The sequence below is a fragment of the Acaryochloris marina MBIC11017 genome (assembly GCF_000018105.1).
Lineage (GTDB): Bacteria > Cyanobacteriota > Cyanobacteriia > Thermosynechococcales > Thermosynechococcaceae > Acaryochloris > Acaryochloris marina.
In genome coordinates, this window is sequence record NC_009929.1 from 185671 (window position 1) to 209698 (window position 24028).

General features: G+C 45.0%; 23 protein-coding genes and 2 pseudogenes. 12 read left to right on the top strand and 13 right to left on the bottom strand.

Translation table 11 applies throughout. The features are described 5' to 3' along the window. Nucleotides 1-35 precede the first annotated feature (35 nt). A complete protein-coding gene (locus tag AM1_RS34360) occupies nt 36-356 on the bottom strand; it encodes a hypothetical protein (protein ID WP_012167667.1) in 321 nt (106 codons plus the stop codon). A gap of 238 nt (nt 357-594) precedes the next feature. On the opposite strand from AM1_RS34360, the pseudogene istA reads away from it, so the two are divergent. Then, nucleotides 595-1647, top strand: a pseudogene (istA, locus tag AM1_RS43730) (IS21-like element ISAcma26 family transposase); the annotation flags it as partial. A gap of 382 nt (nt 1648-2029) precedes the next feature. After that, entirely contained in the window at nt 2030-2848 is an 819-nt protein-coding gene (gene istB, locus AM1_RS34370; protein ID WP_012168214.1) for an IS21-like element ISAcma26 family helper ATPase IstB, read from the top strand. A gap of 78 nt (nt 2849-2926) precedes the next feature. Here istB and AM1_RS41745 read toward each other — a convergent pair whose 3' ends face one another. Continuing rightward, nucleotides 2927-3397, bottom strand: a complete 471-nt coding sequence (locus AM1_RS41745) for a hypothetical protein (protein WP_148216083.1) — start codon at nt 3395-3397, stop codon at nt 2927-2929. A gap of 135 nt (nt 3398-3532) precedes the next feature. Continuing rightward, the gene (locus tag AM1_RS41750; RefSeq protein ID WP_012167665.1) at nt 3533-3805 is read right to left on the bottom strand and encodes a hypothetical protein; all 273 of its coding nucleotides are present in this window, start codon (nt 3803-3805) and stop codon (nt 3533-3535) included. 753 nt (nt 3806-4558) lie between these two features. On the opposite strand from AM1_RS41750, the gene AM1_RS34380 reads away from it, so the two are divergent. Then, nucleotides 4559-5104, top strand: a complete 546-nt coding sequence (locus tag AM1_RS34380; RefSeq protein WP_010471144.1) for a universal stress protein — start codon at nt 4559-4561, stop codon at nt 5102-5104. A gap of 352 nt (nt 5105-5456) precedes the next feature. On the opposite strand, the gene AM1_RS34385 is transcribed toward AM1_RS34380, so the two are convergent. Both AM1_RS34385 and ftsH read right to left on the bottom strand, forming a co-directional pair. Continuing rightward, nucleotides 5457-5993 carry a flavodoxin family protein gene (locus AM1_RS34385; RefSeq protein WP_010471142.1) on the bottom strand — a complete coding sequence of 179 codons (537 nt, stop codon included), beginning with the start codon at nt 5991-5993 and terminating at the stop codon, nt 5457-5459. A gap of 174 nt (nt 5994-6167) precedes the next feature. Continuing rightward, a complete protein-coding gene (gene ftsH, locus AM1_RS34390) occupies nt 6168-8135 on the bottom strand; it encodes an ATP-dependent zinc metalloprotease FtsH (RefSeq protein WP_012167661.1) in 1968 nt (655 codons plus the stop codon). A 542-nt stretch (nt 8136-8677) separates the two neighbouring features. Between ftsH and AM1_RS34395 the strand changes: the two genes are divergently transcribed. The 7 genes from AM1_RS34395 (at nt 8678) to cls (ending at nt 15750) form a co-directional block, all read left to right on the top strand. Then, nucleotides 8678-9625 carry an SDR family oxidoreductase gene (locus AM1_RS34395; RefSeq protein WP_012167660.1) on the top strand — a complete coding sequence of 316 codons (948 nt, stop codon included), beginning with the start codon at nt 8678-8680 and terminating at the stop codon, nt 9623-9625. A 184-nt stretch (nt 9626-9809) separates the two neighbouring features. Then, nucleotides 9810-10514 (top strand): Rieske 2Fe-2S domain-containing protein, encoded by a 705-nt coding sequence (locus tag AM1_RS34400; RefSeq protein WP_012167659.1) that lies wholly within the window; start codon nt 9810-9812, stop codon nt 10512-10514. Between the two features lie 36 nt (nt 10515-10550). Next, nucleotides 10551-11668 (top strand): IS630-like element ISAcma30 family transposase gene (locus AM1_RS40485; RefSeq protein WP_148215677.1). Its coding sequence is split into 2 segments (ribosomal slippage): nt 10551-10965 and nt 10965-11668, totalling 1119 coding nucleotides; the frame shifts between segments, so codons are not numbered across the junction. Continuing rightward, a complete protein-coding gene (locus AM1_RS34415; RefSeq protein WP_238549377.1) occupies nt 11616-12458 on the top strand; it encodes a PaO family protein in 843 nt (280 codons plus the stop codon). Before AM1_RS40485 ends, AM1_RS34415 begins: the two co-directional genes overlap by 53 nt. 121 nt (nt 12459-12579) lie before the next feature. Further along, nucleotides 12580-13269: a class I SAM-dependent methyltransferase gene (locus AM1_RS34420; protein ID WP_041661398.1), complete on the top strand. Its 690-nt coding sequence runs from the start codon at nt 12580-12582 to the stop codon at nt 13267-13269. Nucleotides 13270-13469: 200 nt separating this feature from the next. Further along, on the top strand, nt 13470-14246 hold the full coding sequence (locus AM1_RS34425; protein WP_012167656.1) for an endonuclease/exonuclease/phosphatase family protein: 777 nt from the start codon (nt 13470-13472) through the stop codon (nt 14244-14246). Between the two features lie 31 nt (nt 14247-14277). Continuing rightward, entirely contained in the window at nt 14278-15750 is a 1473-nt protein-coding gene (gene cls / locus AM1_RS34430) for a cardiolipin synthase (RefSeq protein WP_012167655.1), read from the top strand. 248 nt (nt 15751-15998) lie between these two features. On the opposite strand, the gene AM1_RS34435 is transcribed toward cls, so the two are convergent. Both AM1_RS34435 and AM1_RS34440 read right to left on the bottom strand, forming a co-directional pair. After that, nucleotides 15999-17078 carry a DJ-1/PfpI family protein gene (locus AM1_RS34435; protein WP_012167653.1) on the bottom strand — a complete coding sequence of 360 codons (1080 nt, stop codon included), beginning with the start codon at nt 17076-17078 and terminating at the stop codon, nt 15999-16001. Nucleotides 17079-17108: 30 nt separating this feature from the next. Then, the gene (locus tag AM1_RS34440; RefSeq protein WP_012167652.1) at nt 17109-17459 is read right to left on the bottom strand and encodes a DUF5335 family protein; all 351 of its coding nucleotides are present in this window, start codon (nt 17457-17459) and stop codon (nt 17109-17111) included. Between the two features lie 667 nt (nt 17460-18126). On the opposite strand from AM1_RS34440, the gene AM1_RS34445 reads away from it, so the two are divergent. Together AM1_RS34445 and AM1_RS34450 are read left to right on the top strand one after the other, a co-directional pair. Further along, nucleotides 18127-18981 carry a lysophospholipid acyltransferase family protein gene (locus AM1_RS34445; RefSeq protein WP_041661423.1) on the top strand — a complete coding sequence of 285 codons (855 nt, stop codon included), beginning with the start codon at nt 18127-18129 and terminating at the stop codon, nt 18979-18981. A 54-nt stretch (nt 18982-19035) separates the two neighbouring features. Continuing rightward, nucleotides 19036-19653 (top strand): esterase/lipase family protein, encoded by a 618-nt coding sequence (locus AM1_RS34450; protein ID WP_012167649.1) that lies wholly within the window; start codon nt 19036-19038, stop codon nt 19651-19653. A gap of 24 nt (nt 19654-19677) precedes the next feature. Here AM1_RS34450 and AM1_RS44615 read toward each other — a convergent pair whose 3' ends face one another. From AM1_RS44615 to AM1_RS34475, 6 genes and pseudogenes are all read right to left on the bottom strand, one after another. After that, nucleotides 19678-20082 (bottom strand): DUF6691 family protein, encoded by a 405-nt coding sequence (locus AM1_RS44615; protein WP_012167648.1) that lies wholly within the window; start codon nt 20080-20082, stop codon nt 19678-19680. Then, a pseudogene (locus tag AM1_RS34455) lies at nt 20057-20278 on the bottom strand (YeeE/YedE family protein); the annotation flags it as partial. The gene AM1_RS44615 and the pseudogene AM1_RS34455, both read right to left, overlap by 26 nt. Nucleotides 20279-20290: 12 nt before the next feature. Continuing rightward, nucleotides 20291-22027, bottom strand: a complete 1737-nt coding sequence (locus AM1_RS34460; RefSeq protein WP_012167646.1) for a SulP family inorganic anion transporter — start codon at nt 22025-22027, stop codon at nt 20291-20293. Between the two features lie 63 nt (nt 22028-22090). After that, nucleotides 22091-22573 carry a rhodanese-like domain-containing protein gene (locus AM1_RS34465; protein WP_049783898.1) on the bottom strand — a complete coding sequence of 161 codons (483 nt, stop codon included), beginning with the start codon at nt 22571-22573 and terminating at the stop codon, nt 22091-22093. Between the two features lie 91 nt (nt 22574-22664). After that, the gene (locus tag AM1_RS34470) at nt 22665-23387 is read right to left on the bottom strand and encodes an MBL fold metallo-hydrolase (protein WP_012167644.1); all 723 of its coding nucleotides are present in this window, start codon (nt 23385-23387) and stop codon (nt 22665-22667) included. Between the two features lie 41 nt (nt 23388-23428). Next, nucleotides 23429-23983: a hypothetical protein gene (locus AM1_RS34475; protein ID WP_049783899.1), complete on the bottom strand. Its 555-nt coding sequence runs from the start codon at nt 23981-23983 to the stop codon at nt 23429-23431. Between the last annotated feature and the right edge of the window lie 45 nt (nt 23984-24028).

The window sequence follows — 24028 nt, forward strand, 5'->3', positions numbered from 1 at the left end:
GAAATAGTTATCAGATATAGCTTTCAGCCCTATGATCAGTTTCTACATGAATCGTTGTCGGACCCCAATACTAGTAGGTGTTGCCCATGTCGCAATTGGTGTCGCCAGCGCCGGAACCAGACTTGGGCTTGAGCAGAGCGGGCATCCCCAAACATCACTTTTGTTGCTCGTGCAAGATGGCCTGCTGCATGAAAAAAATCGAGAACTGCCACAGCACAGTGAGAGAACAAGGTGCGGTAGACTCGCCAGAAGCCTCGCCCCCCATCACTTAACCAGATGACGCTTGGGGCCGATTCAAAGTCTTGTTTGTGGGCTTCGAGTTGCAGTAAGGGGATGAACTGGTCGATATCGCCCAATTATTAGACGACAATCGAGCTGACGGATTAATGACGATGTCACGTCGGCTATAGCTATGAAGAAACCAGGCATCCCCTGAGAAGGATAAAACTAGATCTCAATTCCCTAGAAATGATGTGTGAGATCGCGTTTCTAGAATTCAATCTCAAGAAAAAAGACACTTTTTACATCCCTAATCAATAGAGGGCTGTACAAGTGCCTAACAAAAGAATTGATTCCTATCATACTCGTGTTTATATGAACGGAAGAGACCTCGGCTTAAAACAAGCTGATGCAGCTTACATTGCCGAAATATCTACAAGAACCGGACAACGAATTGAGGCCGGCACCCATCAACCTAATCGCGGCCGCCTTCAGGACCAACGCACCGTTCCCGACCCCTTAGCTGATGTGTGGGAAGACGAGCTAGAACCAATGCTGCGTCGAGACCCACGCCTCAAACCCATGACCCTGTATGAGTACCTGCAGGATAAGTATCCAGGCCAGTATCCCCAAGTCCTGCGGACCCTACAACGTCGGGTGAGAACGTGGAAAGCCTTACATGGACCAAGCCCTGAAGTGATGTTTGAATTGCGTCATGAACCAGGGGTACAAGGGTTCTCCGATTTTACAGAACTCAAAGGCATCACGATTACCATTGCCGGCAAACCCTTTGAGCACCTGATTTACCATTACCGTCTGGGATATAGCGGCTGGCGATATGCCCAGATCATCCAAGGAGGCGAAAGCTTTGTTGCCCTCTCAGAAGGATTGCAAAATGCCTTTGCAGCCTGTGGAGGTGTTCCTACACAGCATCGTACTGATAGTTTGAGTGCAGCCTATCGCAACATGGGCGGCCGCCGGTCCAAAAACCTCACGCGTTTGTACGACGAACTGTGTGACCACTATCGGCTAGAACCCACTCGTAACAACAAAGGTGTAGCCCATGAGAATGGCTCCATTGAATCTCCCCATGGCCATCTCAAAAACCGAATTAAGCAGGCGATCTATCTGCGCGGCAGTGCAGATTTTACGAGCGTTGCTGAGTATCAAGCCTTAATTGATGCACAGGTTGCCAAGTTGAATCAGCAGTGCCAAACCAAGTATGAGCAAGAGAAAGACCATCTACAACCACTGCCCAAATATCGAACCCCTGACTATGAAGTGCTCACGGCTAAAGTCAGCAAACGCAGCACCATCGATGTTCGCTGCATTCTATACACCGTCCCTTCTCGACTGATTGGTCGTCAATTGGAACTGCATCTATACCATGACCGGATTGTCGGCTATCTGGAGCGACACCCGGTGGTGGAATTGCCGAGGAAGCGCGTCAGTGGCAAAGGCAAACGTCGCGACCGTTGCATCAACTATCGCCATGTTATTGGTTCAATGCGATTGAAGCCTCGTGCTTTTATCTATTGCACCTGGCAATCAGACCTACTTCCCAATCCTGAATACCGCCAAATCTGGGAACAGCTCAAAGCCCAATTTGACCTGGAGCAGGCTGCCAAGATCATCGTGGAAGCCCTGTATATTGCTGCGGTTCAAGATAAAGAACAGGCCGTAGCAGTGTACTTACAGCAGCAGCTTCGCTCATCCAGCCTTACCCTCAATCGCCTGAAAAAACAGTTTGAGCCGCCTCAGATGAAGCAGGTTCCTGAACTCAGCATTGAACAACATTCACTTGAACTTTATGACAAACTCCTCCCCTCCTGCTCAGTCCCCGCTGAGCCCCTACCAGCACCTGAGCCTCTATTTAAAAAAGCTCAGGCTCTCCCACATGTTGACCCATTGGGAATCTATCGAATCCCAAGCCATGCAGGAAAACTGGTCTTATGCGGAATTCTTACTAGCCTTGTGCGAAACGGAGGCCCAACGAAGAGAACAAGCTCGTCTAAAACGTGCCCTCACCGAAGCCAGGCTCCCAAACGCAAAAAGTTTTACCAACTTTGACTTTAGCCATTGTCCCCAGCTCAATCCAGCTCCCTTGATGCAATTAGCCGCAGATCCGGGTTGGTTGGAGCGCGCCGAGAATTGCCTTATTCTGGGGCCCTCGGGTGTTGGAAAAACACATCTGGCCACTGGGGTGTCCAAAAAGATGCTGGAATTCGGTAAGCGGGTGAAGTTCTTTGCAGCCAACGCATTGGTCCAGCAACTGCAACAGGCGAAGCTCCAACTGCAGCTGCATCCAATGCTCAAAAAACTGGACCGCTATGATCTGTTGATCTTGGATGACTTGGGCTATTGCAAAAAGTCGGAAGCGGAAACGTCCGTTCTGTTTGAATTAATTGCGCATCGCTATGAACGAAAAAGTTTGTTGATTACAGCGAATCAACCCTTCAGCCAATGGGATGACATTTTCACTGATTCGATGATGGCGGTGGCTGCCATTGATCGCTTAATTCATCATGGCTTGATTATCGAAATTCAAGCCGATAGTTATCGGCGCAAATCAGCGACTCAGAGAACGGCTCAAACTCAGTCTCAACCTCAAAAATCCCAGTCCAAATAATCGAGCGATCACTGGTTGTCATTTCGATCACGGGTTGTCGTTTTGTTCTGAAGGTATCGTATGAGGTCTGAAAAAGAGCTAACGCAAAGGGAGTGTACGCCAAATAATACGGTTCAAATTTGGGGGTTGATCCGCCTTGTGGTTGTCGCGACATCGCCTATGGGGTTGACATCCAATACCCAATACTGCTACCAGTCTTCGACGCAGTAGTTGGGGGACACTCTTCTTAGCTCGGGTGACCCGTGTTCCCAGGCGGGCTAAGATAGCGACTTTGACTTCTCGCCACTGGATTTTTCCCTTGGGTGTTTTCGGGGTGGGGCGAAAGGGCACCATTACACCGTCAGCAGCAACGGCCAAAGGCAGAGCAGACAACAACTCTGAAATCGCTTCACAAGGAGCCTGGTCACCTGATGCTTGAGCTTTGAGTTGAGTCTCTAGCGCCTGATAAGCTTTGTTGCCCATGACTTGCACCCAATTCCACAAGCTTGATGAACTGACGGATAAACCACTCCACTGACTCAGCATCCAACTAGCCAGTTCATAGGGCATAAATAGACTGAACAAGCAGCCTAGACGCACCAGTTCTTCACTGCTGTGCTGATAAGAGGTAATCCCAATGGATTGATCTAGAGGAGCTGATAGACTACCTGGACACCCTTTCGGACAACGACCTACCCGTCGCTTTCAGTAAATATTTCCCACCAGTGTCTGCATCTGACGAGATTCCCATCCCTTTGAGTGCAAGCGGGTTCCGCAGGTGGGACACCTAGGCCATTCAAATACTGTTTTTGCTCGCCGTGAGAGTTCATCCTCCAGAAGCCATCGAGCCAAAAACAAACCCATGTGCAGAACGATATAAACCATCTGACTCAGGCTGGTTGCTTCTTTGAGTGCTTTGGCCTGTACTAGAACATCGTGATGGTCTAGTACGGCTGGCAATTGCGATGGTAGGCTCATGACAAGTTTTTGATTCGGGTACAGGATCTATTGTCCTTGACCCGTTTTTCTTTGAGACATGCATCCCCGATTCTGTGCTTACGCCCCTCTAAATCTAATCATCAATCATTATTTAGAGAAATATTTATCTTCCAAATTATAGATAGCCCATCTATAAATTAAAATTTCAAGGATAAGAATAGAAATTTTTACCCAGAAATCTACAGAGTTCAAGTATTGTAAAGTAGATTGCAACATAATTACCTCTAAAAAATTAAAATTGAGTAGATTAAGACTAGGTGATTTGAATAGCTCTCTATAGTTTTAATTTATAAAATCTATCTGTGAATAATGTGAGTGTATTAAGTAAAGCAATTAATACTCATTTCAGTCTAGATATAAATCCCTTACTGAATTTGAATAATATATTGAATATCATGGTCTTAATTCTCTCCTATAAAGCTATATAGAACTAATCTATTGATTAAAATAATAGGATTACTTGCGACAAGGAAAACTTTGTTTCTTTCAAGCTTTTTTATCTTTTAGATATAAGGTTGTAAGTGTTCCTTCACAAGTTTCTCATCCTGTTTGGTTATAGTCAGAATGAGTTGATCATCCTTTACATTAAGAATGCGATCAATAAAATTAAATCACTTAGTGATTTTTATTTATTCACAAAGGTATCTCTAGATAAGCCTTATTAGTGTATTGCATTTGATTTAGCAGGGTGATTTTCAATACAACCCATCTGCTATTCGTCTGGAGGCTAATATGATTAAGAAGATTTTGGTCGCCATGGATCACTCAATAAATGCTATTCAAGCTTTTGAAGTTGCAATGGAAATAGCAGAATCTTGCCATGCTCGACTTATGCTGCTACATGTTCTATCCATCGAAGGAGAGGGCTATCAAGCACATCCTGTTTTTCCTGGAACCTATCTCTATCCAGCTTTTTCTGACATACCGTTGAATCGCTTTCAACAAGAATGGAACAAGTATAAAGAAAAAGAGTTACATCGATTAGCAATACTGTCTGAGCAAGCAAAGTCAGTTGGAATTACTACTGAGATTACACAAAAATTTGGTAATCCTCGGCAAGAGATCTGCGATTTTGCTAAGGAATGGAACGCTGATTTAATTTTAATGGGAAGTCGAGGTCATTCTGGGTTAAAAGAATTAGTGTTAGGTAGTATTAGCAACTATGTTGTACATCACGCCCTATGTTCAGTCATGGTTGTACGAACACCGAATCAATTAGCAGTACAGCCCTCCACCAATTCATCGGCAGAACAGCTTCGTTTTATGATTTCAACATGATCACATAATCAACTTAATAAATTAACCATTTATCGTTGGAATAATAGACCTCTTGCAATATTCATTTCTTGATGTGTTAATAACTCAGTTGATGCTGCAATATGACTTAGATTTTTAGGCCACTACTATGTCGTTAGCTGAATTATGCAAGAGGTCTAATGACGTTGCTTGCTATTCAGTATATTGATAATCATTAAGAATATATTTATCCTCAATAATTACAGAGAGTCACTTGCCAAAGTTTCAATAGATTTGTACTAGGTGAAGACACAGATGATTGTCCTTACGAGCTTCTCCTCCACTCTCATATACATCTAAAGAAAGTAAATAGTCTATTATATTGAGTGAATATTTAATATTTTGTTCTTTGTATGAGGTGGAGAAAATCATAAATTTTATCTTCAAATTTAAAGAGATCTTTACTAGTGATATGATAGCGGGAAATAGTATTGACTTCGTCTCTATACTCTGATGGAAAGAGTTCGCAAACTTTTAATTCAGAGACAGCTTTTGGTGGATATCCAGTGAGATCTGTAAGTTGATTAGTAATTCTTTCTTTTTGTCCAGGGCGGTCGAAACCGCAGAATGATATGAAAGAATAATTATTCAATGAATTCTTCTTACGCTTGATCAATGTTTTCAAGGGATTAGCTATCTTAGAATCCCAGATCGGTGCAACCAAGATGGTGTGATCGTAGTTTGAGATCGGGGTTTCAATTGCCTCGATTTTGGGGCTTCTTTTGAAGATCATATCCAAAACAATCGTTAACATTGTCCGCCTCTTTTTTTCAATAATGGGGCAGATATCGCACTGAATTTCTTTGGCTAGATACTCAGCAAGTCGCCGATTATTACCTGAAAAGGAAAAATAGATAATCAAGATTCTCACAGACGTGCTCCTTATGCAAGAGTACAAAAAGGGAGACTCATTCAGCAGTATAGTTATGGAGACAAAGGCTGCAAAACTGCAAAACTATTGATCTCTTGATCTCCTCTATGGCGCATAAACAATTATGATTCGGTAATATCTATTTCATATGGATTTGATAGATTTCCCTATGACTTAATTAATTCCGATTAGCTGATGTGAATTTAGGGTAGTTTGGATCAACTCTTTTCCTTGAGGTAACTTACCTGTCTGTAACCATTCATCCATATCAGGTGGGAATTGAGGTTGACTCAACAGCGAATGCAATTCTTGACTTTCTAAAACCTCTTTCTCTAAAAGATGACTTGCAGTTAATTGGAGCATATCTTGATTGATGGATAGAATACTCAATGCCATATGGTGAGCCCCATCTACCACATCCTTAACTGCTTGATCAATTGCTTCAACGACTTGGGGACCAACGGTACGGCGTGGATTAGGCACTCCTTCTAGAAACTGTTGTTGTGCCTTTTCATACGCAATCGGACCAAGTTCATCACTCATACCGTAGAGGGTGACATACCGTTCAGCTAAATCGGTTGCTTTTTGGATATCATCACTGGCTCCTGTAGAAACAACTCCAAAAATCAACTCTTCAGCTGAACGTCCTCCTAGCAAAGTCGCTATCCGGCCCCGCAATTCACTTGCTGTGATCAAGAAGCGGTCTTCTTCAGGAAGTTGCAGAGTATAGCCCAGTGCACCAATGCCGCGGGGAATGACCGAAATTTTCTCAACCGTCCCTGCACCTGGCATTAAACTGCCCACAATAGCGTGCCCTACTTCGTGATAAGCAACAGTCTTTTTCTCTAAATCATTGAGAACGCGCGACTTTTTCTCCAGTCCTGCGACAACTCGCTCAATCGCTTCATTAAAATCGGACATGACTACTGCATCACGGCTCTGACGAGCTGCTAGTAGGGCTGCTTCATTCACCAAATTGGCCAAATCTGCCCCAGAAAATCCGGGTGTCCTTACTGCTAACTTGGTCAAGTTAATATCTTCAGCCAGTTTCACTCCTCTAACATGGACCTTCAAGATTGCCTCCCGACCCATCTTGTCAGGGCGATCTACTACTATTTGCCGATCAAATCGACCAGGACGGAGCAGTGCCGGGTCAAGTACCTCTGGACGGTTGGTAGCTGCTAACAGAATAACCCCAACATTTGGATCAAACCCATCCATCTCCGAAAGTAGTTGATTAAGCGTTTGTTCTCGCTCATCATTTCCTCCAGTGAATCCACCGGGTCCTCCCCGTGCCTTGCCTAGGGCATCTAATTCATCGATAAATACAATACAAGGAGCTTGTTGCTTTGCTTGTTCAAACAAATCGCGAACTCGGGCTGCGCCAATACCGACAAATAGCTCAATAAACTCTGATCCTGAAATACTGAAAAACGGCACCTTTGCTTCTCCGGCAATAGCTTTAGCGAGCAAAGTTTTACCTGTTCCCGGTGGGCCAACTAACAAGACACCTTTGGGTATTTTGGCTCCCAAGCGGGTGTATTTGTCGGCATGAGCTAGAAAATCTACAATTTCTAGCAATTCAGTTTTTGCCTCTTCAACTCCAGCAACATCGTCAAATGTTACACCTGTACTTCCTTCTGAGTAAATGCGTGCCTTGCTTTGGCCCACCGTTAGGGCAGCAGGGCCTGCCCCTTGATTTCGATTGATCAACCAACTCCAAATGCCAAAGAAAATTAACGGTGGTACAACCCACCCTAAAAGTGTCGGCAACCAGCTTAAGGAGCTTGGAGGTGGAGCAAAGTACTGAACATCATGCTCTCGCAAAAACTTGGGTAATTCTAAATCAATCCCAACAGGCACTGTATCGAATACTGCAGCAGTCTCAGTCCCCTCATTAAATCCATACTGATCGCTTTTCAAGATATATCGAATGCGATCTGGCCGAACCTCCACCCGTTCAACCTGCCCCGCCTCTACTTGAGTAATAAAATCACTGTAGGCAGTTATCGGGAACCGCGGTCCTCGCAAAACAAATAGATTTAGAAATAATAATAATGTAAACAGAATGAATAAACTGCCACCAAACCGCTTGGGCTCAAAATTTTTTCGAGTGCGATTAGGCTCTGTTTCAATAGGCATAGTTGCTTCTCCTGAATAGGTTGATTTTGTCTGTTATTCATTCAAAGCTGCATTGTTCAAGTCAATAAGATATAGCATCTGAGAATTTGAATAACAAATGTTTCAGTACCCTCCTTCAGACAAATAATGAATTTAATTTCACTTCATCCTGAAGTTAGAGGAAGAGTTTGAGTAATTTGTGAGGCATAAAGTGAAGTGGTTCTCAAAGTTTGGATAATTGTGAAGGACAGCTCAAAGATATATACTTTGTTTCCCAATATCGCTTGCAGGCATAATATCTCTTGATAGTATTCCTACCTTTAAGATTGGGGTTCACTACTCAATCTTTTTGTGATTTCACAAGATTCTCAATTTATCTTTCTAGCCTTAAGGTAGTTACCTTTCTGAATAGTGCGACTAGAAAAATCAGCGACTCGTTATAGAACAAAACGCTGATATCTCACTATCTAACAGATAAATACAATGGGTTAAGCAATTTCCAGAGCTTGATTGATCAGTGAGCAACTTGAGATAAACAGCAAAATTATTGCGGGAGATCAAGTATGAGTAATCAACATCCAAAAGTTTTGGTAGCAGGAGCCACAGGATATATTGGTGGTGGTGTATTAGAGGTTTTACATCAACAAGGTTTTTGGGTCCGTGCCTTATGTCGCGATCAAAACCGCCTGAGGAATGCCAATTGGTGCGATGACATTTTCATAGGCCATGCTACTCAACCAGACACTTTGAAAGATCTTTGTGAAGATATAGACGTTGTTTTCTCATCCATAGGTATTCATTCATTCAACCGTCACCCCACTTTTTGGGATGTGGACTATCAAGCCAACCTGAATATTCTTGAAGCGGCTAAAGCTGCAGGTGTCAAACATTTCATCTTTGTTTCTGTGTTACGTGCCTCTGAAATGGCACGTCTATCGCCCCTGGCCAAAGCAAGGGATCAGGTCGCTCAAGCGATCATGGCCTCAGGGATGGATTACAACATCTTTGCGCCCACTGGATTCTTTAATGATGCACAAGAGTTCTTAGTCGCAGCGAAACGGAAGGGTGTAATTCATCTGTTCGGAGATGGTTCTAGTATTTATAATCCCTTGAGTGCGCTCGATTTTGGTGAAGAAGTGGCTAGGGTGATCAAGGAGCCATTGCTTAGAAATACAGTTAGACCAGTTGGAGGATGTGAGAAATATAGCAATCGACAAATGGCCGAATTAGTTTTTGAAATTCTTGATCAAGAACCTAACATCAAATCAATCCCTACTTGGGTAATAGCCTTATGGGCATTAGCTCTTCGTCCTTTTAACTACAATGCTTATGCGTTGGTCAAATTCTTCGAGTTCACTGCTCGTACCCCAGATATGACAGGCGAGGCGATTGGTCACAGACATGTTGGGGATTTTTTGAGAAATCTTGCCAAAGGCATGTCTTTGGTAGAGGCAGATAGGGCTTTGGGCTTATGGAATGAGTCGCGATTGCCTGTGGATGCCAAGAGGTAAGGGCCATATCACTGTTAATCGATAAAACGGTTGGCCTAGTGTTCAATAACATCCGATTGGTGTAGAACGACGTTTCCCAATACCTCCTTGGAAGACCCTCAGTTTAAGGTTGGAATTGGTGAAATCGAGCGTTTATGCAGCTGAATTTATCGAATGTCTTGCTGCTCTTTTTCGGAGTTTGTTCATGAGTACGATTTCTAATCAGCCTCACAACTCTGCACATGAAGTTGAACTATCCTCAACTGCTGAACAACCCCTTGGGCAATGGCTGTTGCCAGGTGGAGAAGATCCCTCCCAATTCACATGGCAAGACGCTTGGCATCCCATTGCCTATGTGAAGGATTTAGATCCATCTCAATTGTCAACGTTCACGCTGTTAGAACAAGATTTGGTCATTTGGTGGGATCAATCGGCAGAAACTTGGAGGGTCTTTGCTGATCAATGCCCTCATCGGCTGGCTCCCCTATCTGAAGGTCGCCTTACTGCAGATGGTTTGCTGGAATGCCCGTATCACGGTTGGGCGTTCTCCGGTTTAGGTCAATGCTGTCGGATTCCTCAGCAGGTTGGTGGCCAATCAGTGGAGCAATCCCGACGGGCTTGTGTTCAATCTTTGCCAACAACAGTGAGACAGGGGATGTTGTTTGTTTATCCGGGGCAATCCGAACGCGCAGCTCACATCCCCATCCCATTAGTGGCACCGTTAGAAGAAGCACCAAATAAATGGATTGTCTTGGATGGGGTGCGCGATCTACCTTTCGATGTGCTCACACTGTTGGAAAATGTCTTGGATCCGAGTCATTTACCCTTTGCTCATCACCGTTCCGTTGGCGATCGCAGTGTGGCTGGCCCCATGGACCTAGTGCTCGACCACACTGAATTGGATAGGTAAGCTAGCAACAATCTAGCTGTTTTTAGCCAACTAATCATGCCTGACAAATATATTGTGACGCTAACGCCTGAAGAACGCAGTGAGCTGATACAACTCACCCGACGTAGAACCCTGTCAGCGCGAAAAATGAAACGAGCCCAGATTTTGATGTTGGCAGATGAGGGACACAAAGACGATACCATTACTCAAATGCTCAATGCAGGCATCTCTACCGTGCATCGTACTCGCCAGAAATTTGTTGAAGGTGGTGTGGAATTTGCCCTCAATGAGCGTCCCAGACCAGGAGGGCAAAAGAAGCTCGATAGCAAAGCAGAGGCCTTGCTAATTGCGACAGCTTGTAGCGACCCACCAACCGGTTGTTGCCGGTGGACCATGCAGCTATTGGCAGAACGGCTGGTTGAACTTAAAGTCGTCGAAAGCCTATCGGATGAAACTGTGCGACGTACGCTCGAAAAAAACAGCTTAAGCCTTGGCTAAAAGAGCAGTGGTGTTTTTCTACTGTAGGCGCAGACTTTGTTTGGCGGATGGAGAACGTTCTAGATTGGTATGCCCAACCCTACGATCCTGATGAGCCTGTTGTTTGTTTTGATGAACGGCCTTGCCAACTGATTGGCGAAACCCGGGTGCCCCGTCCACCGAAGCCCGGTCGTCCTCAACGCTACGACCATGAATATGAGCGGAAGGGCACTTGTAATATATTTGGCTTTTTTCAACCGCTCAAAAGTTGGCGACATTTGAAGGTGACTGAGCATCGCAAAAGCGAAGATTTTGCACTTTGCATGCAATATCTAGTGGATGGTCTGTTTCCCCAGGCTGACAAGCTACATGTTGTTTTGGACAATCTCAATACCCATTCTCCCGCAGCACTTTACAAAACCTTCAATCCAGATGAAGCCTTGCGGATTCTCAAGCGTATTCAGTTTCACTACACCCCAAAACATGGCAGTTGGCTCAATATGATTGAGTTTGAGTTCTCTGCCCTTTCGAGGCAATGCTTAAATCGGCGGATTCCTGATATTGAACAACTCCGGTACGAGGTCACTGCATGGGAAAAAAGGCGGAACCATGATAAGGCAACGGTTAATTGGTTGTTTACGGTGGATGATGCACGAACTAAACTCAGCCGACTCTATCCCCAAACTATCCTGTCATAATCACTGTGGCGAAGCACTAGAGATTAACCACGCGGATAGACAGGGATTTCAAGGAATTTGGAAAACGGCTGTTGGTCCTAAAAAAGGCCAATTCGGAACTCAATTGACTACCTTCATCGCCCCCAATCTGATGTGGCATGATTTGACCACTCAGGAAAAGAATCGTACTCTGACCGTTGCCTACTGCACACCTATTCGCAAGGGAGAATGCCGCCTGTTTGCTCGCTTCCCCTTTCAATTCGCCTCTCCTTTGCCAGCGGGGTTGATGCGCTACACCCCCAGTTGGGTCTTTCACTTGCTGCAAAATTCTATTCTAGAAGATGACCAAATTTTCTTGTACCTTCAGGAGCGTCATCTCACCCAGCAGAAGCAGGGGATACCGATTGCGCAATCCTACTATATGCCAACCCGAGCGGATCGGTTTGTAGTGGCATTACACCAGTGGCTGCAACGCTACACTGCGGATCCCTTCCCCAATAAGCCGTTGCCCCCAGCGATAGGGCGAGAACAGGTGATCGAACGCTATCACTCTCATACTGTTCACTGTGCTAGTTGTCGGACTACGCTGAGCCGAATCAAGAGAGGACGACAAGGGATGGTTATGGGGGCACTTGTGGCTTGGATAACGGTGCAACTTTATCTCTTAGATTGGGGAGGAACCGCCAAGTTAGCCCGAGTTGCCAGCATTAGCTTCATCGTTTGCACCATCATCTGGCTCAGTTTAGGGTGGCTTGAGCGCAAGTTTTACGAGGGCCGCTCCATCCCACTTCGCAATGTCTCAGAGAAATAGGACTTTTCACCAAAAGTCTTTTGGGTGAAATACCGAAGATTCAACTGTGCGGTGATCAAAAAACTGATTAGTAGGAATGAGATAGACGCATAACTTTGCTCAACATCGAAGAGGACGCAATATGTACAATCGATTGCTGGCTTGGGGGATGGCGAGAGCCAATACCGTTCCCGAAGAAAACATCAAGCTAAATGAATGTCAGCAGTTTGCAACCATGGCTCAACTAAAACACTGGCTGTTTGCTGATCTCCACGGTACTGTTTTAGAACTGGGTCCAGGGGCAGGGATTAATTTGTCCTACTATCCTCCAGACATTAATTGGATTGGAATTGAACTGAATCCATTTCTGCATCCGTATATTAGGCAAGAGGCTGACCGCCAGGGATTGTCATCGATTAACGTGTTTAAGGGAACTGCTGAGCAATTGCCCGTAGCTGACAATAGTATTGATACTGTCGTGAGTACCTATGTTTTGTGTTCAGTCACACAACTTGAGGAATGCCTATCTGAAATTCAACGTGTTCTGAAACCTGGCGGTCTGTTTGTCTTTCTAGAACATGTTGCAGCGAAACCGATGACTTTGGAGCGTAGAATCCAAGAAGCTGTTAAACCTTTATGGAAAACCCTTTTGCATAATTGTCATCCAAATCGTGAGACCTGGAAAACTTTAGAAAAGGCTGGTTTTGAATGGGTGCATTATCAGCACTTTCGGCTGTCGTTACCCGTGGTTAGCCCCCAAATTGTGGGAAAGGCCAGAAAATCGTTAGAAACTACTCTCCCAAAGGCATTAGCGCTAACTTCTGGCAATTAATTCTTGTAGACTTCGGAGCACAATAGCTGTACAGGATCATCTCAACGAGTTTGATAGTCTAAGATTCAGGTTCGAGTGGCTCAATCAGATAATCCTCAACGTTATGCTAGAGAGGAGCCGAGACCTAGCATTCGCAACGTCTTCCACTTGAATATAGCGTTTTCAGATTGGATCAAGGATTAGTTGGATTGTTACCTAAAATGTTTCGTTTAAATACTGCTGAGCAGGTTCTCATAGAGAATCATCAGTTTTCACTAATGGTTATAGATCAGGCTTCTCTGCGGATCTTGAACTGGAACATTGCTAAGAATAACCATCGTCATGAATGGCTGCAAGATTTTTCTAAACTTGTGGAATGGTATCCCCCAGATCTAATCTTCTTGCAGGAATTCCGATTCGATTCCACCCTCAAAAAGCCGTTTTACTGTGATGCGATGAGTTGGCAATTCGCCCCAAATATGAGCAACCCATATACTGATCAACATTTTGGAGTTCTGACTGCTTCAAAAGTTAAACATCAGTCTGGGAAGTCATTTTTAACTCAAGCTTGCGAGCCTTTTCTCAACACCCCCAAAGTATCCCTCATTACGGAATATTCTTTAGCTGGCTCAAAACAGACTTTATTGGCCGTGAATATTCATGGGATCAATTTTGTCAGTACTCGAAAATTTCAATCACAATTGCAACAACTGGAAGCACAACTGACGATTCATCCAGGACCAATCATTCTATCAGGGGATTTCAATACTTGGAACGAATATCGGATGAAGGTTCTACAGACAATGGTCCGTCGACTCGATTTAAGACAAGTGACATTTTCTTCTGCCCACTACAAAAATTTGAAACAATTTTTTGACTATCCTTTGGACCATATTTTCTATCGTGGCTTCACACAATGTCTAGGGAGTGAAATAGTGTTGGGAGAATTATCTTCTTCAGATCACAGCCCCCTGGTCGTCGAATTGATGCTTCACTAATCGCTATAATTGGCCGATAATTTCCCTACTAATGACCTTCATCGCCATAGAGCACCCCAATCATTTTCTCTCTGCTCACGGTATGACGGTCCCTAGTGTACTGTTGCTATTGGTTTACGCCTTAGGTGTATTGAACGCAGCTCATGCAGTCATGAATGTGCGATCTTCACAAAGTGCGATCGCATGGAGTTTGTCTCTCATTACCTTCCCAGGGATTGCTCTACCCCTATATTGGATCTTGGGACGAGTAGAATTCCACGGATATACCCAGGCTTATCATCAAGCTTACGCTCAAAATCACGATCTTGCCCATAACACCTATTTAGAAATCCTGTCCTATAAGGCAGTTCTTCCTACACAACTTGCCTCCCTTCAGAGGGTAGCAGGAGCATTAACTGAATTTCCGTTTACCCATAGTAATTCGGTTCAGTTGCTGATTAATGCAGAGCAAACTTACTCAGCGATGCAAGAAGCGATCTTAAATTCTAAGGAATATATTCTGCTCCAATCGTACATTCTCAATGATGATCACGTCGGGGACATTTTTCAAAAAATCTTGATGCAAAAGGCTCAAGAGGGGATTCGTATTTATATCCTGTATGACGAAATTGGCTCTAAAAACTTGTCAAAAAACTACATCAACGTCCTGCAGAAAGGAGGAATTCAAGTCTCAGCTTTTAATAGTGCTCAAGGATGGGGGAATCAATTTCAACTCAACTTCCGCAATCATCGAAAGATCCTGGTAGTGGACGGTCAAGTTGCTTTTGTGGGTGGCATTAACATTGGGGATGAGTATTTGGGACAAAATGCTCATGTTGGTCTTTGGCGGGATACTCATCTGAAGGTGAAAGGTCCAGCAGTCCAGTGTTTACAACTTCCCTTTCTCAAAGATTGGTTTTGGGCCGTTAGGGAAATTCCTGAAGCATGCTGGGAAGTTCACCCTGACCGAGGAAAGAACCAAACGGTGTTCATTTTTTCACCCGGTCCTACCGATCCTCAAAATGATTGCACCCTCTTTTTTGGCAGTATCATCAACCTCGCCCAACATCGCTTGTGGATCGCAAGCCCCTATTTTGTTCCAGATGACCCCGTACTCACGTCATTAAAAATGGCTGCCTTGAGAGGGGTGGATGTACGTATTCTCTTACCTGATCGACCAGACCATTGGCTTGTGTATCTTTGTTCTTATTCTTACTACACCGAAATGGATGCTACAGGCATTAAACTGTATCGCTATAACCATGGATTTATGCATCAAAAGGTGATGTTGGTGGATGGTTGCCTCGCAGGAGTGGGAACAGTCAATCTAGACAATCGGTCTTTTCATCTCAATTTTGAGGTCATGACCTTTGTTAGCGATGTTGAGTTCGCTCGCAACGTTGAACAGATGTTATGTGATGATTTTGAGCATTCGATGGAGATTAATCTGTCTGAATATGAGCTAAAACCTAACTGGTTCAAGCTGATTGTCAGAGTGTCACGATTGTTGGCCCCCTTGCAATAGCCGATGTTTTATCCACTCCCTATGTAAAGGTACGAATCCATTCCTTGGTCTTTCCAAAAAAAAGATGGATTTCAACGTCCACAAGTGATTCTTGATGGGAATTTAATGAGAGAGTAGTCCTGTTAATAGCAGCGGGATTAAAAATAGCAGCACACAAACCCATAGGAGAGTAGCTGGATCAACATTAAGGGTGATGGGTGGCTTCGGTTGATTTTTCATTGTTCATTGTCCTTCTGAAATTCATCAGCTTAAGTGACTGCAGCGATCGTTGTGGGCATAGGGGGCTTGATATGATCCCCAGATCTAGCCCGGTATAGATCTGCCAATCGTTGTTCATGATTGGCTAGATCATGTTCCACTTCTTCTAAAATTGATACGGTTTGAGGGTCAGTCAGTTGATTACATAAGTGATGAACATCAATCACCCCAGTTTGAATATCGCCAAGGGCACGCCGTAAAATCGATGTATCATTACTCGATTGCAGCCAACTTTGCAGAGCGGCATAAGCTTCACTACCCACGGCCCGCCAAGTGGCCCGTTCTCCAAACACATCATAAAGGTGAGCTTCTAGCCGCTCCACATGATAGTGCTTAGTTGAACTAATACCCTGTAAGAACAATCGCAAATCTTGATGGGAAACGCGATGACTATACTGCCTAAAAGCTTCTAGGGTATACCGTTCCCCGACAATGGTTGTATTGAGGGCTTTAACAATCTCCTGTTTACTAGAGCCACCCCAGGCTTCCCCTAACTTCCACCAATTAAAGGTGGAGTCAGTAAACTCTGGCAGCCTAGTTCCTTTAATCGTCAAGTTTAGACACTTGAGTAGCATGGTGGTGAACATTGGCAGATCGCTAGGTTGTCTGGCTGTGATCAGATTTCCGTCAACGACAACAGGTTCATTGACGTATATTGCACCAGCATTTAGGAGATCTTTATGAATCGATCGAGCACTCGTTGTATGCTTATCGCGAAGTCGGTCTGCTTCGATCAGTATCTGAGGACCATAGCCCACAGCCGCTACCCAGATACCCTGGTCTATTGATTGAGAAACCAACCGGACCATATTAGGGTTGGCACGAATGTGGCCCCCAGGAATAACGATGGCATCAAAATCCCCAGCCCTCACCTCAGTTGACGTAGCAATCGGTTTGACTGTAACCGAACCCTGTTTGTCTTGGTACCCCTCATTCATGCGGGAACCGATAACCGAGACAGTACCCCCTGCTTTTCGCAATGCAGTACTTGGAACTTGATATGCAGAGCCTTCAAACTGGTTCTCCAGTAAAATAGCAATTCGTTTTCTCGGCGTTGGATGTTGTGACATGAGAGTAACCTCTGATTCGCCATTTGATAACTAACTCAAACGCAAGATCGTCTGAGTACCGTTGTGATCCACAATATCTATTGCAACTACTTGTCCAGAGATATCTTTGGCAACCCATACGGCCTTGGGCGCATTGACTGTATGTGCATAGTTCACCTGATCACCTCCAATCGCAATCATCAAATCGTTCCCCTTCGCGGGTGGATCGTAAGTGATGGACGCTAAGGGTGACTGTTGAACGAGATTTTCATCTCCAATGTCTTCGTCAGTCACTTCAATTGCAAGGGAACATCCCTTATAATTCTTTGTAAGGTGATCAAAAAAAGCTAACCACTGCTCTTGAGGGATTTGCTGGGTTTCTTGAATCGTTTGTTCAGTCATAAACCGCTCCCTAGGAGTCTAAAGCTCCCCACCATCAAGAACTACCTTTCAACTTAGAAAATAAAATTGAGAAATTTGTGAAGGCATTGCCAGAGACCAAACGCTGCCCGGTATGTGTTCACAGATATTTCAATGCTGGGACTATATCCTTGCCCCAATCCCATAAGCCATTCATTGAACAAGGGGGCTCTGAATATTACTAGTGAAATCCCCTTGAAAGCATTAGCAGTAACCCCAAAAGTGCTTACCTCATAAGTTCTTCAATATTTGTCTTTACTGTTCCAGGTGTCTGGCTCATCTGAAGAACATTTGAGGGGACTCGATAACTGCAGATTACTTAACCGCCGGAAATGGCTTATCTTCTCTATTGTTCGCAGTATTGATGGCTAACGCTGGCAAAAAAGTCAGAATCTTAGAATCTCAAGAGCACCACACTTCACTGTATACGGTCGAGTCATTTCACTATCGTGATGAAGTGGTGGAGAGCAATGGAGAGAACAACACTTACCACGTAGGTGCTTATCTAGAAGATGGATTGCACGAAGGGGCAATTACCTCAGCCCTAAGGGTTGCTCAGCAGATTGGCTTGAAGTTGGTTTGCGTCAGTTACAATTTCCTCTCCCTATATTATGTGGATGGGGATAACAATCACACCCCCCATGTCTCTATGTTGTTGAAAGCTAACGGCCATGCTGCTCCTCTGGGGTGGTCCCTCGAATATCGTGATCCGAAGGTGATCGAACAATTGATGCCACTTTTGAGCTGGCTATATCATCATTACTTCCATGTCCAAACCAGTGGTTGGCACCATGTCCCATCCGATGCCCCCATTTTGATGGTTGGTTCCCATAACGGTGGACTGTCTGCACCTGATATGTATATGAGCATGTATGACTGGTGTAGACAGTTTGGGGCTGAACGGCCTATTTATGGACTGCTACATCCTGGGATTTGGCAGGCGTTTCAGCAAACATGTCCTCCTTTAGCCCGACTGGCGGGGCAGATTGGCAGTATTATGGCTCACCCTAAGATGGCGATCAACGCTCTAAGGCAAGGAGCTAGCGTTCTAGTTTATCCCGGTGGGGCACAGGATGTGTTTCGTCCTTATTGTCAACGCCACCAAATTCATCTGGCTGGGCGCAAGGGGTTTATTAAGTTAGCGTTGGAGGAAAAAGTTCCAATTGTTCCTTTGATCTCAAATGGTGCTCACGAGACGCTGATTGTGCTAGCTGATTTTTACCAGGCGATCCAGCAGCTTCACGACTGGGGAATTCCCTGGCTTGGTGGAATTGATCCAGATGTTTTTCCTGTCTATCTTGGCCTCCCTTGGGGGCTAGCTTTTGGTCCCCTACCCAATATTCCACTACCTGTTCCCATCCAAACGCAAGTCTGTCCACCGATAGTGTTTGAGCATTATGGGGCAGAAGCAGCGCGCGATCGCACCTACGTAACTGCCTGTTACGAACAGGTCCAAGCCCAAATGCAACAAGATTTAGATGCATTAGTGGACTCAAATCCATAATTGTTAGAGTAGAGGCATCTTTGCTAATCCCCAATATATGGGTTGTGCAGCTCAATGAAGATCCTCTTAGTTCATGGCCTGGGTAGGACACCGATGTCCATGATGGGCCTCGCATATTCTCTCGATCAGTCTGGCTATCAAACAGAATTTTTTAGCTACACTGCCTTTGCTGAATCTTACGAGCAGATCGTAACGCGTTTACGAAATCGATTCCAGATGTTGTCAAATAAAGGCCCATACGGAATTGTAGCTCATTCTCTCGGTGGGATATTGACCCGCTCAGCCCTATCTCTATCTAGAAGTTTCCCCCGCCATATTGTGATGCTAGGCACGCCCAATCAACCCCCACGCTTAGCAAAAATAGCTTGGAATCTATGGCCCTTCCAATGGTTCTCGGGAACCAGTGGTGCCAATCTCGCCAGCTCAGAATTTTATGCATCTCTGCCCCATTTGCACGCCTCCTATACCATCATTGCGGGTACCAGCGGTCCTCGTGGTCCCTGGAGCCCCTTTGGGATGGAGTTGAACGATGGGCTTGTGGCTCTGAATGAAACTCGTCTCCTGGAATCCGATCAACCCATAACCTTTCCAGGGATCCATGGCTTTATGATGAATCAAGCAACCGTTCAGACAGCGGTAGCTCAAGTCTTTCGACACACTTCATCTAAATAAATAATGGCCATGGCCCTAGACAGTTTAGGGATTTGGGTTAGGGACTTTTGGAGAGCGATTTATTCGCTGAGTTGTAATCCAGTGGTAAAACAATGATCCAAACATGAGCGAAATGATAAACAAGAATGGATTCCAAATTCCTAAAACTAAGGCGACTAGACCAGGACCAGGGCAGTAACCTGCCATTCCCCAACCAATGCCAAAGATAGCTGAGCCGATAAGTAACTGCAAATCGATAGCTTGTTTACTGATACCTCCCCACACGTAAAGGCGGGGGGTTCTATTGTCCTTTGCAGCTCTCTCTAGCTCTCGGTTATGACCTATAACATCTAGAGTCTTACTGCTTGAAGTAGAACTACTTCGAGCGATCCTCTCTGAGGCTAAATTAACCTTGTAAACCCGTGGGTGTGGGTTGGGGAGCCAAAACATATTCGTAAAGAGCCCCCCCGATAAATAGTCCTAAGATAAAGGTCCAACGCCAGCGTTCGTGGGGAGTAAGCTTGATCGCACCGTTAACCATACCGCTCACACCAGCAATGCGACCATTGAAGAGTAGAAAGATTGCCGCACTGAGACCGATTAGGATACCTCCTAACAAAGCCCTAACCCAGTAAAAGGTACCCATTTTTCTCCTTATTCAATTACAGCCCAGCGCTAGCATAGCCTGATGAGTGCTTAGAAAGATGCGTTCTCGACCCAGCTTTTCCACAAAATCTGTCTTCTCTAGCTGATCCATCACTGGACCCTTAACTTCAGCTAAATAGACCCTCACGCCAGCAGAGTTCAAATCAGCAAACAGTGCTTCAAGCGTTTCCAATGCGCTCGCATCAATGAAGTTTATGGCACTACAGATCAGTACAAGATGTTGCAAATCAGATATGTGAGACACAGCATGCAGCACATAGTCTTCCAAAGCTTTTATATTGGCAAAATAGAGACTTTCATCCACACGAATTGCTAACACATGTGGGTAGGTTTTTACAGGATTCCGTAGCACATTCCTAAAATGCTCAGAGCCCTCAATTCGACCAACAACTGCTAAATGGGGATGGCTGGTCCGCCATAAATACAGGCATAGAGAGGCCAGAACCCCTACGAGAATTCCAGCTTCAATCCCTAACCCCAACACAGCACCAAATGTGATCAGTAATGAAGCCGCATCTGCACGATTGTATTGCCACATGCGTTGAAGTGACGTGAAATCTATCAAATTCAAAACAGCAACGATAATGATCGCTGCCAACACAGCCTGAGGCAAAAAATAAAATAAGGGTGTGAAAAATAGAACCGTTAAGGCAATGAGCAAAGCTGTGATGATGGATGCTAAACCTGTGTTGGCCCCAGCACTAAAATTAACCATGGTTCGACTTAATCCCCCAGTGACTGGATATCCACCAGTGAAGGCTGCGCTCAGGTTTGCAGCTCCTAGACCGATCAACTCTTGGTTGGCATCAATTTTTTGCCGACGTTTACTAGCCAGGGACTTAGCCACAGAAATACTTTCCATAAATCCCACAAGACTAATTGCAACGGCAGTAGGCATAAGAGCTTGCCAACTCTTCAAGTCAAAGGTGGGCAGCGTCAAGGGCGGCAAACCCGCTCGAATCTCACCAATAATCTTGACCTGCGCCACTTCATGGAGTTGGAGTCTCCACACCAAAACAGTATTAACGAGCACCAGCAGCAATGGTCCACCTCTGGTCAAGGGGAGAATCAAATTTTGAGGCATCCCTAGCTTCTTCAGTAGTGGCTGCAATTGATGGTTGAAGACCAGCAACACAACTAGGCTAGTGAGACCAAGGATCAGGGTAATGCTATTCCTCTGAGGCAGGTGCTGCCAAATCTCCTGTAGTAATTCTGGAAAGGACTCGGTCTTTGGAAGCTGCAATCCAAAAAGGTGTTTAAGCTGGCTAAAACCAATAATGATGGCAGCTGCACTCGTGAAGCCAGAAATTACGGCATGACTGAGAAAGTTCACCAGAAAACCGAGTCGAACCACTCCCATCAGCATTTGTAGGATGCCTACTAAAAGGGCCAACATCATAGCCAAAGTTAGGTATTCAGACGTATTGGGTTGAGCGAGTTGTCCTACCCCTGTGGCCACTAACAGCGAAACGATGGCGACGGGACCCACAGCCAAAGTTCTGCTTGTCCCCAAAAGCGCATACAGTATCAGTGGCATGATGCTGGCATAGAGGCCAATCTGAGGGGGTAAACCAGCCAGCAATGCATAGGCCATGCCTTGAGGAACCAGCATGATCGCTACTATTACTCCTGCCATTAAATCGCCAATAAGGTGCTGAGAACGGTATTCCAGAAACCATTTTAGAAAGGGTAGATAGCGACTTAAGTGAGTGAGTCTATGAAGAGGCATACACTTTGAATCAGCCTAAAATCGGGTCTAATCTGCTCCCTGTGAGGAAGGCGTCGAGAACTTTCAATCGTTGCTTACCCCTATCAAGACAAGACTACCCCCCACAACAATACTGAATAGTACAAACCAAGGAGATAGCGTTGACCCCAAACTAGTCCCAAGGAGAACACAAGAGCCCGTTAAAATTTGGGCTAAACGAAGTATGTTTATGGATCGCTTGCCCTGAGTGGGATATCCAGCAGCCTTCCAAGCAGCTAAACCGCCTTGAAGATGATGAACATGGCTAAATCCTGCCTGCAACATTTGATGTGCAGCTTGGGTCGAACGGTCACCAGATTGACACTGAAGGACAATCCTTTGCCCCTGAAGACGAGGGACTGTGGCGGGGTCAAACTTGTCGATCGGTATCAGTTTTGCTCCAGGAATATGACTTTTTTCAAACTCCTGGGGTTTGCTGACATCAATCAATAACACCTCATTCCGATCCATCCATTGCTTGAGCGTGAGGGCATCAATTTCTTTTAGATTGTGCATTGCAAATGTCATTGTCTTCCCTCTTTGAAATGAGCCCATTAGGCTGATGGGATTGGTAAAGAACTGATCTTTTGGAGTTAGCAATCCAGTATTCCAAGCATCATTAAGCAGTAATCACTTGACCACATCGTTCATTAGCTGGGACCGCTTCCATGATCTTTTGTGGATTAGGAAGATCCAAAGCGTTCATAAACTCAATAAAAGTGTTGCGATCTCTTCCTTTAAACCGGGGATTCCATTGCTTCTCTTCACCAATCGAGGAGAGGGTAAGTCCTCGATAGTCATGCCCCGGAAAGACCAGAATCTCCTCCGACAGCGTAAATAATTTCTGGGTGACTGAGTCATAAAGTGTTCCTGCATCTCCGCTTTGGAAGTCTGTACGACCGCAACCGCGAATGAACAAAGCATCTCCCGTTAGTACACGATCTCCATTGACCAAATAGGCGTTATGACTATCTGTGTGACCGGGCGTCGCAATGGCTTGGATAGGGATAGTCCCCAAGGTTATTGTTTCCCCATCTTGTAAGTAACGATCAGCACAGGCGGCATGAGCATGCTCTGGCACGATCCCCTGACACCCTGTTTTTGCCCGTAATGCTTCAGTTCCCGTAATGTGATCAGCATGGATGTGGGTTTCTAGACAGAACTGGAGTTTTAAGCCCAATTCGTGTATCAGTTTTAAATCTCGGTCTACTTGCTCTAAAACAGGATCCACTAACAGTGCTGCTTTGGTCTCAGGATCAGCTATCAGGTAGGTATAGGTGTTAGATTGCTGGTCGAAAAGCTGTCTAAATAACCATATTTCACTATGTGAATGTCTTGCCATCATCACTATGCTCCCTATCAGATTATCTTCAGCTACTTGCTTTAGGGACATGCGCCCCAATTACTCCAAACCGGAATACCCTCTTGATCGCGAAGCTTTAGGGTCACATCGGCTTTGGTAACTGCAGCTGCAATCACAGCTGGCTGATTATCAACCTCCACTCTTGAACCCGTGAGGGTAATCTTATCCCCCTGTTGAATGATGAAATTTTGCTCCTCAAAGAACCAAGTGGGTCCTAGACGGATTTCAACATTATCTGCGTCAGACCTAAGCTGAAGATGAACCCCTGTGGACATTCCCCAACGAGGGGTAACCGTATCTACTTGTATGACCTGCCCCTGAATAGTCTCAACTGTGCTTGGATTGTAGAGTCTGCTGTATTGACCATAATTTTGTCTTCTATGGCGTCTCTGCCATCTTGGCGGCGAGTTAAGGCACTCTGATTCTGAGGCAGGGGAAGCATTGGTTTGGGCATTACTTTGTGCAGGGAATTGCTCAAAGCTAGATTCCATAGACTGTTGACAGGCAGTCAGGAGCAGCAAGAGTAACCCCGTCAAAAGAACCGTAACAACGGCCTTAGCATAGTTAGATTTCATGATTTTCCCTCCTGGCGTGATTCGATCAATCTCAAAGGAGTCTGC

Coding starts and splice junctions, on each gene's coding strand:
- istB (WP_012168214.1), top strand. CDS start 2,030: ATGACAAACTCCTCCCCTCCTGCTCAGTCCCCGCTGAGCCCCTACCAG.
- AM1_RS41745 (WP_148216083.1), bottom strand. CDS start 3,397: ATGCCCTATGAACTGGCTAGTTGGATGCTGAGTCAGTGGAGTGGTTTA.
- AM1_RS41750 (WP_012167665.1), bottom strand. CDS start 3,805: ATGAGCCTACCATCGCAATTGCCAGCCGTACTAGACCATCACGATGTT.
- AM1_RS34380 (WP_010471144.1), top strand. CDS start 4,559: ATGATTAAGAAGATTTTGGTCGCCATGGATCACTCAATAAATGCTATT.
- ftsH (WP_012167661.1), bottom strand. CDS start 8,135: ATGCCTATTGAAACAGAGCCTAATCGCACTCGAAAAAATTTTGAGCCC.
- AM1_RS34395 (WP_012167660.1), top strand. CDS start 8,678: ATGAGTAATCAACATCCAAAAGTTTTGGTAGCAGGAGCCACAGGATAT.
- AM1_RS34400 (WP_012167659.1), top strand. CDS start 9,810: ATGAGTACGATTTCTAATCAGCCTCACAACTCTGCACATGAAGTTGAA.
- AM1_RS34415 (WP_238549377.1), top strand. CDS start 11,616: ATGATGCACGAACTAAACTCAGCCGACTCTATCCCCAAACTATCCTGT.
- AM1_RS34420 (WP_041661398.1), top strand. CDS start 12,580: ATGTACAATCGATTGCTGGCTTGGGGGATGGCGAGAGCCAATACCGTT.
- AM1_RS34425 (WP_012167656.1), top strand. CDS start 13,470: ATGTTTCGTTTAAATACTGCTGAGCAGGTTCTCATAGAGAATCATCAG.
- cls (WP_012167655.1), top strand. CDS start 14,278: ATGACCTTCATCGCCATAGAGCACCCCAATCATTTTCTCTCTGCTCAC.
- AM1_RS34435 (WP_012167653.1), bottom strand. CDS start 17,078: ATGTCACAACATCCAACGCCGAGAAAACGAATTGCTATTTTACTGGAG.
- AM1_RS34440 (WP_012167652.1), bottom strand. CDS start 17,459: ATGACTGAACAAACGATTCAAGAAACCCAGCAAATCCCTCAAGAGCAG.
- AM1_RS34445 (WP_041661423.1), top strand. CDS start 18,127: ATGTTGTTGAAAGCTAACGGCCATGCTGCTCCTCTGGGGTGGTCCCTC.
- AM1_RS34450 (WP_012167649.1), top strand. CDS start 19,036: ATGAAGATCCTCTTAGTTCATGGCCTGGGTAGGACACCGATGTCCATG.
- AM1_RS44615 (WP_012167648.1), bottom strand. CDS start 20,082: ATGTTTTGGCTCCCCAACCCACACCCACGGGTTTACAAGGTTAATTTA.
- AM1_RS34460 (WP_012167646.1), bottom strand. CDS start 22,027: ATGCCTCTTCATAGACTCACTCACTTAAGTCGCTATCTACCCTTTCTA.
- AM1_RS34465 (WP_049783898.1), bottom strand. CDS start 22,573: ATGACATTTGCAATGCACAATCTAAAAGAAATTGATGCCCTCACGCTC.
- AM1_RS34470 (WP_012167644.1), bottom strand. CDS start 23,387: ATGGCAAGACATTCACATAGTGAAATATGGTTATTTAGACAGCTTTTC.
- AM1_RS34475 (WP_049783899.1), bottom strand. CDS start 23,983: ATGAAATCTAACTATGCTAAGGCCGTTGTTACGGTTCTTTTGACGGGG.